Below are 844 nucleotides of genomic sequence, written 5' to 3'. Positions count from 1 at the left end.
AATTAGAGCCAGAGGCGGATGGAGGCGATATGGACCATCGCCAGGTAGTTGGCGGCGCGCTTCTCATAGCGCGTCGCCACCCGCCGGTTCTGCTTCAAGCGATTGAAGAGACACTCCACCCGGCAGCGTTTGCGGTAGGCCGCGCGCCGGAAGGTGCGCTGCCGGGGCTGGTCCGAGCGAGTGGGGATGATGGCGTGCACCCCATGTTCGCGGCACCAGGCGCGGAGGCTGGGGTAGCTGTAGCCTTTGTCCGCCGCGAGGGCGTCGGGCAAGCGGCGTGGCGCCCCCGGTGAGTGCGCGCGCGGCACGCTGCCACCCGCCATCAGCGCCTTGAAGGCCTGCGTCTCATGGCGTTGGCCTGCCGTCAGCTCGAAGACGAGCGGCCGCCCCTGGCCCTCCGCCCGGACATGCAGCTTGGTCGAGAAGCCTCCCTGGCTGCGACCCAGCGCTTCAGCCTCCCCCCTTTTACCGGCGTGCCGCGTGCGCCGGCTGCGTGCTGGTGGGCGCGGATGACGCTGGCGTCCAGGAAGTGCAGCGTCCAGTCCAGGTGCTCATCCTCGTGCGCTTCGGCCTGCAACTGCCGCAGCACCCGCGCCCAGATGCCTGCCTCCTGCCAGCGGTAGAATCGGCTGCTGAGCGTCTTCCAACTGCCGAACTGCTCCCGAGGCACGTCGCGCCAGGGCGCTCCGGTGCGCAGCACCCAGAGGATTCCGTCGAGCACTTCGCGGTGGTCCTTGTTCGGTCGGCCCCGCGCGGGTTTCTGGGGCGGCAGCAGTCCTGCCAGCCGCTCCCATTGGGCGTCCGTCAGCTCTCCTCGGCTCATGCCCTCCTAACACCCGGCTCC

1 pseudogene is annotated in these 844 nt (G+C 69.5%); it reads right to left on the bottom strand.

Annotated elements, in window-relative coordinates:
* Positions 1–2: 2 nt before the first annotated feature.
* Positions 3–823 (bottom strand): annotated as a pseudogene (locus tag D7V77_RS42225) (IS5 family transposase).
* Between the last annotated feature and the right edge of the window lie 21 nt (positions 824–844).

The organism is Corallococcus sp. CA041A (assembly GCF_003612075.1).
Lineage (GTDB): Bacteria > Myxococcota > Myxococcia > Myxococcales > Myxococcaceae > Corallococcus > Corallococcus exiguus.
Note: the sequence above shows the minus strand (reverse complement) of the source record. Positions and strands in the feature narration are given on the sequence as shown.